The organism is Streptomyces sp. NPDC056160 (genome assembly GCF_042268205.1).
GTDB lineage: Bacteria > Actinomycetota > Actinomycetes > Streptomycetales > Streptomycetaceae > Streptomyces.
In genome coordinates this window covers 21,607-28,219 of record NZ_JBHJUW010000116.1, presented here as the reverse complement: position 1 = coordinate 28,219, position 6,613 = coordinate 21,607, and the positions used below count along the sequence as shown (strand labels likewise).

At 74.9% G+C, this 6,613-nt stretch carries 8 protein-coding genes; 4 read left to right on the top strand and 4 right to left on the bottom strand.

Features of this window, described 5'->3' with window-relative positions:
• The first annotated feature begins 171 nt into the window (after positions 1-171).
• The 3 genes from ACFC02_RS31865 (at position 172) to ACFC02_RS31855 (ending at position 2,081) form a co-directional block, all read left to right on the top strand.
• A complete protein-coding gene (locus ACFC02_RS31865) occupies positions 172-1,305 on the top strand; it encodes a PQQ-binding-like beta-propeller repeat protein (RefSeq protein ID WP_376364914.1) in 1,134 nt (377 codons plus the stop codon).
• Positions 1,306-1,454: 149 nt separating this feature from the next.
• Positions 1,455-1,700, top strand: a complete 246-nt coding sequence (locus ACFC02_RS31860; RefSeq protein WP_360961801.1) for a hypothetical protein — start codon at positions 1,455-1,457, stop codon at positions 1,698-1,700.
• Positions 1,701-1,703: 3 nt separating this feature from the next.
• The gene (locus ACFC02_RS31855) at positions 1,704-2,081 is read left to right on the top strand and encodes a toxin Doc (protein ID WP_037851140.1); all 378 of its coding nucleotides are present in this window, start codon (positions 1,704-1,706) and stop codon (positions 2,079-2,081) included.
• An 83-nt stretch (positions 2,082-2,164) separates the two neighbouring features.
• Here the strand turns inward: ACFC02_RS31855 and ACFC02_RS31850 are convergent, their stop codons facing one another.
• Positions 2,165-3,334, bottom strand: coding sequence for a lactate 2-monooxygenase (locus ACFC02_RS31850; RefSeq protein WP_376364911.1), 1,170 nt, complete (start codon positions 3,332-3,334; stop codon positions 2,165-2,167).
• Between the two features lie 479 nt (positions 3,335-3,813).
• Between ACFC02_RS31850 and ACFC02_RS31845 the strand changes: the two genes are divergently transcribed.
• On the top strand, positions 3,814-4,251 hold the full coding sequence (locus tag ACFC02_RS31845) for a subtilase-type protease inhibitor (protein ID WP_376364909.1): 438 nt from the start codon (positions 3,814-3,816) through the stop codon (positions 4,249-4,251).
• Positions 4,252-4,392: 141 nt separating this feature from the next.
• On the opposite strand, the gene ACFC02_RS31840 is transcribed toward ACFC02_RS31845, so the two are convergent.
• The 3 genes from ACFC02_RS31840 to ACFC02_RS31830 all read right to left on the bottom strand — a co-directional run bounded on the left by ACFC02_RS31840 (position 4,393) and on the right by ACFC02_RS31830 (position 6,593).
• Positions 4,393-4,680 (bottom strand): CDGSH iron-sulfur domain-containing protein, encoded by a 288-nt coding sequence (locus ACFC02_RS31840; RefSeq protein WP_376364907.1) that lies wholly within the window; start codon positions 4,678-4,680, stop codon positions 4,393-4,395.
• Positions 4,661-5,302: a HemK2/MTQ2 family protein methyltransferase gene (locus ACFC02_RS31835; RefSeq protein WP_376364904.1), complete on the bottom strand. Its 642-nt coding sequence runs from the start codon at positions 5,300-5,302 to the stop codon at positions 4,661-4,663. Before ACFC02_RS31835 ends, ACFC02_RS31840 begins: the two co-directional genes overlap by 20 nt.
• Positions 5,303-5,567: 265 nt before the next feature.
• A complete protein-coding gene (locus tag ACFC02_RS31830) occupies positions 5,568-6,593 on the bottom strand; it encodes an iron-containing redox enzyme family protein (protein WP_376364902.1) in 1,026 nt (341 codons plus the stop codon).
• Positions 6,594-6,613 lie beyond the last annotated feature (20 nt).

Genomic DNA, 6,613 nt, shown 5'->3' with positions numbered 1-6,613 from the left:
TGCCGGCCGGAAGTCCTCGTACTGGACGTACTCGGGCTTTCGGCCGGTGCGGCGAGAGTGCGTGCCGGGCGTCGCGACGGGGCGAACGTTGCCTGCCGCGGCACTAGGATCGGCACGCGCGCGTGCGGGGCGACCGGCGTCCCGCTGTTCGGCGGAGTCGGGGGGATGGGCATGGCATCGGCTGTCGCGAACGAACTGGGCGGGCCCGGCCGGGCCGGGGTGTACCCGGCGGGCACGGTCCCGGACGGGTTCCGTCCCTGGCGGTTCCGCGACCGGTGGGGGCTCCTCAAGGACACGCCCGTGGTCAGCGACGGCATCGTGTACTTCAGCGCCCTCCAGGGCGCCTGTTTCGCCGTGGACGCCCTGACGGGCGAGTGCCGCTGGCGCTTCACCGCCCCGTCGGGCATGTGCCACGCGCCCGCGGTCATGGGCGGGCTGGCCTTCGTGACCGACTTCCGGCAGGGCCTGTGGGCGCTGGACGCGCTGAGCGGGCAGGTCCGCTGGCACCACCGGGGTTACAAGCACACCATGTACGCGCTCGCCCACGCGGGCGTGGTGTACACCTCGGACGCCGGCTACCCGTTCAAGTTCATCCGCGGCAAGGGCGTCCTGACCGCGGCGGACGCCGCGACCGGTGAGGTGCTGTGGTCCGTCCCCAAGCACGACTACGGGAACCGTACGATCGCGCTGGCCGGCGGCCGGATCTTCCACAACGGCGGCGAGGGCGAACTCAGCGCCTACGACGCCCGGTCGGGCAAGCTCCTGTGGCGGGACGCCGACGGCGGCAAGCAGGACTTCGGCAGCGCCAACGCGCCCTGCGTCGTGGACGGAGTGGTGTATGCCAGTTCCGGCGGCGGCGTGTACGCGTTCGACACGCAGGGCCGCCAGCTGTGGGGGTGCCGCACGGGCGGGCGGATCGTGGAGGCGGTGGCCGTGCAGGGCGACTCGGTCTACGTGAGCGTGGAGCGCCTTGGCGTCTACGCGCTGGACGCCGCGAACGGCGAGGAGCGCTGGCAACTCGCGGACGCCGACGGCGGCTCGGCCCTCGCGATCAGCGGCTCGACCGGCTGGCTGGCCGCCGGGCAGAACCGGCGGTACCTGTGCGCGGTGGACCTGGCCACCGGGAGGCGGCTGTGGCAACGGGACCTCGGCCACAGGGGCCGCGGCAGCACCCCCTTCCTGTGGAACGGCATCGCCTTCCTCGCGGCGGGCGGCGACAGTGTGATCGCCGTGGAGGCCGAGCGGGGCCTGATGCCGTCCCGGCTGCGGCCGGCCAAGCGGTTCCGGCGGCGGCGCGGCGCCTGACCGCTCCTCCCCGCAGTCCTCTTCTCCGTCCTCCTCGCCCGGTCGGCCGCGACCCGGCCGGGCGGGCGCTCCCGGCGACGGTACCGCCCGAAACGGCCGTGACCTGCGGCTATTTACGCGCCAGTACCCCGAGCGGTACCGTATGGCCCATGCCAGCGCTCAATGTGGAGTTCAGCGACCGCGAGCTAGAGGACCTGCGGCAGATCGCCAAGGAACGCGGTACGTCGATGAAGGCGCTCGTGCGCGAGGCCGCCGCGGCCGACATAGCCCGGCACCGGGCCCTCCAAGAGGGCGCCGAGGCGTTCCGCCGCTTCTTCTCGGCCCATGCCGACGAGTTCGCCGCCGCGTTCCCCGAGGACGAGCAGCCCAGCAGGGGCGCGGGACGGGCCGCCTGAGCGATGACCCCCGTCCTCCACATCGACGTGCCCTGGCTGCTCCAGCGCCACGAGGAAGTGCTGCCGGACCAGCCCACCGTCAACGACTTCTCCGCCCTCGTGGCGGCCGTCGCCCGGCACCGCGTGGATCCGCCCCGCCTCGGTGTCGACTCCGATCCGGCCTGGCGGGCCGCCGCACTGCTGCACACCCTCGCCGTGCTCAAACCGCTGCCTTCGGCCAACGCCCGGTTCGCCTGTGCGACCGCCGTGGCCTACATGTACGTCAGCGGCGTCGGCATCGACCCGCCCTACGGCGCCCTCGTCGACCTCGCCCGCGACCTGATGTCCGGCAAGACCGACGTCTACGGCGCGGCCGACCGGCTGCGCTCCTGGGAGATCTGACCGCGGCAGCACCGATGGCCCACCGCGCCGTCGGCCCACCGGACACAGGGCTCACCGGGCGCACGGCTCGCCGCGCCGTGCGCTCACCGGGCGTCCGCCACCAGGTCGGCCGGGCCGACGCTGCCCGGCGTGGCGTGGCCGGAGAGGGCGAGGGTCAGGTCGAACTCGGCCAGCAGGCAGCGGATCACGTGCTCGACGCCCGCCCGGCCGTCCAGACCGAGCCCGTAGACGTACGGCCGCCCCAGCAGCACCGCCCGCGCGCCGAGCGCGAGCGCCTTGAAGACGTCGTCGCCGCTGCGCACCCCGCTGTCGAACAGGACCGCAAGCCGGTCGCCGACCGCCCGGGCCACCTCCGGCAGCGCGTCGGCGGCGGCGATCGAACCGGCCACCTGGCGCCCGCCGTGGTTGGACACCACCACACCGTCCATCCCGGCCTCGGCGGCCAGGCGGGCGTCGTCCGGGTGCAGGACACCCTTCAGGACGATCGGGCCGTCCCAGTTCTCCCGCAGGAACGCCAGGTCCGGCCAGGTCTTGCCGGGATCGGCGAACATCCCGACGAAGTGCAGCACCGCCGCGTTCCGGTCCTCGTGCACCGGCTTGGCCAGACGGGACAGGAACGCCGGGTCGGTGAAGTAGTTGGCGGTGCCCACCCCGTGCAGGAACGGCAGGTACGCCTGGTCGAGGTCGCGAGGGCGCCACGCCAGCAGCGGCGTGTCGAGGGTGACGACGAGGACGCTGAACCCGCAGGCCTTCGCCCGCCCCAGGAAGCTGCGGGTCACCTCGCGGTCCTTGGCCCAGTACAGCTGGAACCAGCGCTCGGCGTCCCCCATCGCCTCCGCGACCTGCTCCATGGGCGTGCTGGAGGCCGACGACAGGACGAACGGCACGCCCTGCGCGGCGGCGGCCCGGGCCGCCGCCGTCTCCGCGTCCGGATGCATGATCGACAGCACGCCGACCGGCGCCAGCGCCAGCGGGGCGGGCAGGGTGCGCCCCAGCACCCGCACCGACAGATCGCGCTCGTGCACGTCGCGCAGCATGCGCGGGACGATCCGGCGCCGCTTGAGGGCCGCCCGGTTGGCGCGCGCCGTACTGCCGTCGCCCGCGCTGCCCGCCACGTAGCCCACCGGGCCCGGCCCGAGCCGCCGCTCGGTCAGCTCCTCCAGCCGGCCCAGGTCGGTGGGCAGCCGGGGCACCGCGCCCGTCATGCCGTCCAGATAGATCTCGTACTGGAAATCCGCCCAATGCTTCGCCATCCGTACCTCCCGCCTCTCCCCACCGGCCCCGCGCCGCGTCGCACCGCCGACCATACTGGCGGGTAGGGGACGGGTCGACCGTGCGGACGTGCCCCGCGCCGGGCCGTGCGCACCCACCGCCGAGGGGTGAGCCGTGGCCTCCGGCGCCGGGCGGGCGGGTACGGCAACCGGCCCGGGGGTGAGCGGAGGGTGAACGGACGTCGTCGCGCACGCGGTCGGCCGGAGTGTTTCAGGACGATTGCGGAGCGGGGGAGATCAGGCCATCCGGCCCGATCCCGTGATCGCCGGGCCCATGGATCGGGGGTCCACCTGTTCGGATTCCGTGACTTCGCGCCACTGATTCAATACGCAAGGTTACCGAATCCGGTGGGTCCGATGTGAGTTTCGGCGGCGGACTCGGCAGACTCCCGCTCGCCGGCCCGGCACCGACCGTGTCGCAGCCGGCACCACCCGTCGAATCCTGCGGAAGGAAGCACACAATGCGGAACACCGCGCGCTGGGCAGCCACCCTCGGCCTGACGGCCACCGCCGTCTGCGGACCCCTCAGCGGGGCCGCGCTCGCCACCCCGTCCAGCGCTCCCGCCTCCCTGTACGCCCCCTCGGCCCTGGTGCTGACCGTGGGCCACGGAGACAGCGCCGCCACCGCCACGCCGGAGCGCGCCGTCACGCTCAGCTGCGCCCCGACGGCCACCGGCACCCACCCCGCCGCGGCCGAGGCGTGCGCCGCCCTGCGCGAGGCGGACGGCGACTTCGAGGCCCTCACGGCGGGTGGCGACGTGTGGTGCACCCGGGAGTACCACCCTGTCGTGGTCACCGCCGACGGCGTCTGGCAGGGCAGGCGCGTCTCCTTGCGGCACACCTTCGCCAACGAGTGCGAGAAGAACGCTTCCGTCGCGAGCGTCGTCTTCTCCTTCTGAGACCGGGATCGCGCGGCCCCCGCGCAGCACCTGGGTCCCGTGACTGGGGAGTGCGGGCCCGGCGCGGGGACCGCGGCGATCCCGCCCCGGGGGCCGGCGGGCGGAGTGGGGCCTCCCGCCGGCCCCCGGTATCGCGGTGGGTCATCCGGGCCCGTCCGGCGCGGCGCGGCCACGGCCTCCGGCCGCACCGCCGGACGGGTCCGGAGCCCGCTTGCGGTGGCTGGTGTCGCACCACGGGTAGCGGCGGCTGCGGCGGCAGGTGCACAGGGCCACCCGGAACCGGTGGGACACGACCGTGGTGCCGTCCTCCAGCTCCACCTCGACCGGCCCGTCCACGAGGATCGGACCCTGCCGCTGCATCGTCACCCGGCGGGGCGCCGCGGTCCGCGGGGCGCCGCCGGGGCAGTCGTCAGACGGGTCGTTCGGCACGGATGACCACCAGCTCTTCCCTCTCCTCGGCCGGACCCAGCAGCCCGTGCGCGCGCAGCCAGTCCCGCCGCCTGCGCACGACGGGCCCGAAGCCGATCCAGCGGCGGCGCACCACGGCCGCCTTGAGGCCGGCCGTGCGCAGCAGGTCCAGGGTGCGGCCGGGATCGCTGAGCGTGGAGTGGACCACGAGCAGCACGCCACCGGGCCGCAGCAGCGCGGGCGCCTCCCGGCAGAGCCGGTCCAGTACGAGACGGCCGTCGCGTCCGGCGTCCCAGGCCCGCGACCTGCCCCGCGGCACGCGCCCGGCGTGCGGCGCCGGTACGTAGGGCGGGTTGGCGAGGACGAGGTCGAAGGTCCGGCCGTGCACCGGAGCGAACAGGTTCCCGCGCAGGGCCCGGACCGGCAGCCGGTTCAGCCGGGCGTTCAGGCGCGTGGTCCACACCGCCCGCCGTGACACGTCCACCGCGGTCACCCGCGCTCCGCGCCGGGCCGCCGCCAGCGCCAGGGCCCCGCTGCCGGTGCCCACGTCCAGGACCGCTGCGCCCGGGCGCAGCGCCTCGCCGGCCAGGGCCTCGGCGAGCAGCGCGGTGTCCTCCTGAGGGGCGTAGACGCCCGGGAGCACCAGGGCGTGTTCCGAAAGTCCCTCCCCCGGCCTTCGGCCGGGAGGTGCCCCCGGCCCCGCGACGCCTGGCACGCGCGCTCGCCGCGTTGTCGGGATCGTCCACGTACGCCCGGTACGAGGACGACCCTCCGCCTTGCGATCGCACGCACCAGACGCCGCGGGGCCCGCCCTCCGGGCGGACGGCGCTACTTTCGAAACACGCCCTAGTCGACTCACGTCACGCGAGTACCCCGGACCGCTGCGTTCACTGCTGTTCGACCGGTGATCAGCGCTGTTCACCGACGAGGCGGCCCGTCTCCGCGTCGAGCGGGACCCGCAGCGAGGAGCGGCCCGCGCGCCAGGCGGTGAGCAGCCGGTCACCGAGCCGGTCCTCCAGGTGGCCGGTGGCGTCGATGCCGAAGGCGACGTCGGCCGCCAGTTGCGGCTCCTCCTCCAGCAGCCCGGCGATGACCTCGTGGCGTACGACCTGCTCGTGCACCGCGTCCGCCTCGACGTGCTCGTCGTAGAAGAACTCGGCGGCGGGCCCGGCGCCCGTGCGGCGCATCGCCTCGGCCAGCCGCCGCGAGCCGGGCGAGGAGGTGATCTCCACGGCGGCGAAGTGGCCCACCAGCGCGCCGCGCAGTTCGCGGTGGAGCCCGAGCAGGGACATCAGGTTCACGGTGGCCAGCACCTCGGCGGTGGCCGCGTCCAGGTAGTGGCCGTACGTCGTGTCCAGCCCCAGGTCCCTCATCAGCTCCGCGAACAGCCGGGCGTGCACGCGCTCGGTGCGCCCGCCGCCGAACTCGTCGAACTCCACCGCCGCCATCGCCGCCTTGGCCCGGCCCCACAGGCGCGGCAGCACCCAGGCGTGCGGGTCCGCTTCCTTGAGGTGGTAGAGGGAGCGCTGGGCGGCGTACTCGCGCACCTGCCACAACTCGCCCTTGTCTTGCAGGTGGTGGGAGACCCCGGCGCCGTCCACCGGCTCGACCAGCAGGTCGCCGAGCGCGTCGTCCAGGCTGCCGTGGACCGTGGCGTCGGCGCGCAGCGCGGTCAGGAAGCGGTGTTCCAGCGCGGCCCGGACGCCGAGGAGAGGGGGGTCCCACTCGCGCTCGGCGGCGACGCCCGCGAAGCCGCGGTAGTGCAGCTCGTAGCAGAGGTACAGCGCGAGCTGGAGGTCGTCGCCGTAGGGCGCCGCGCCGCCCGCCTCCTCGGGCCGGGGGAGCGGGCGGGTGCCGCGCAGGTAGGCGCGGACGGCCGCGCTGAGCGGGCCGCGGGCGCAGGGCAGCTCGGGTCCTCGGCGAAGGTGGTCCATGGGCGGCGGGTACCCGGCGG

What these genes read in the sequence shown, in the direction of transcription:
- ACFC02_RS31865 (WP_376364914.1), top strand. Translation starts at nt 172, where the DNA reads ATGGCATCGGCTGTCGCGAACGAACTGGGCGGGCCCGGCCGGGCCGGG.
- ACFC02_RS31860 (WP_360961801.1), top strand. Translation starts at nt 1,455, where the DNA reads ATGCCAGCGCTCAATGTGGAGTTCAGCGACCGCGAGCTAGAGGACCTG.
- ACFC02_RS31855 (WP_037851140.1), top strand. Translation starts at nt 1,704, where the DNA reads ATGACCCCCGTCCTCCACATCGACGTGCCCTGGCTGCTCCAGCGCCAC.
- ACFC02_RS31850 (WP_376364911.1), bottom strand. Translation starts at nt 3,334, where the DNA reads ATGGCGAAGCATTGGGCGGATTTCCAGTACGAGATCTATCTGGACGGC.
- ACFC02_RS31845 (WP_376364909.1), top strand. Translation starts at nt 3,814, where the DNA reads ATGCGGAACACCGCGCGCTGGGCAGCCACCCTCGGCCTGACGGCCACC.
- ACFC02_RS31830 (WP_376364902.1), bottom strand. Translation starts at nt 6,593, where the DNA reads ATGGACCACCTTCGCCGAGGACCCGAGCTGCCCTGCGCCCGCGGCCCG.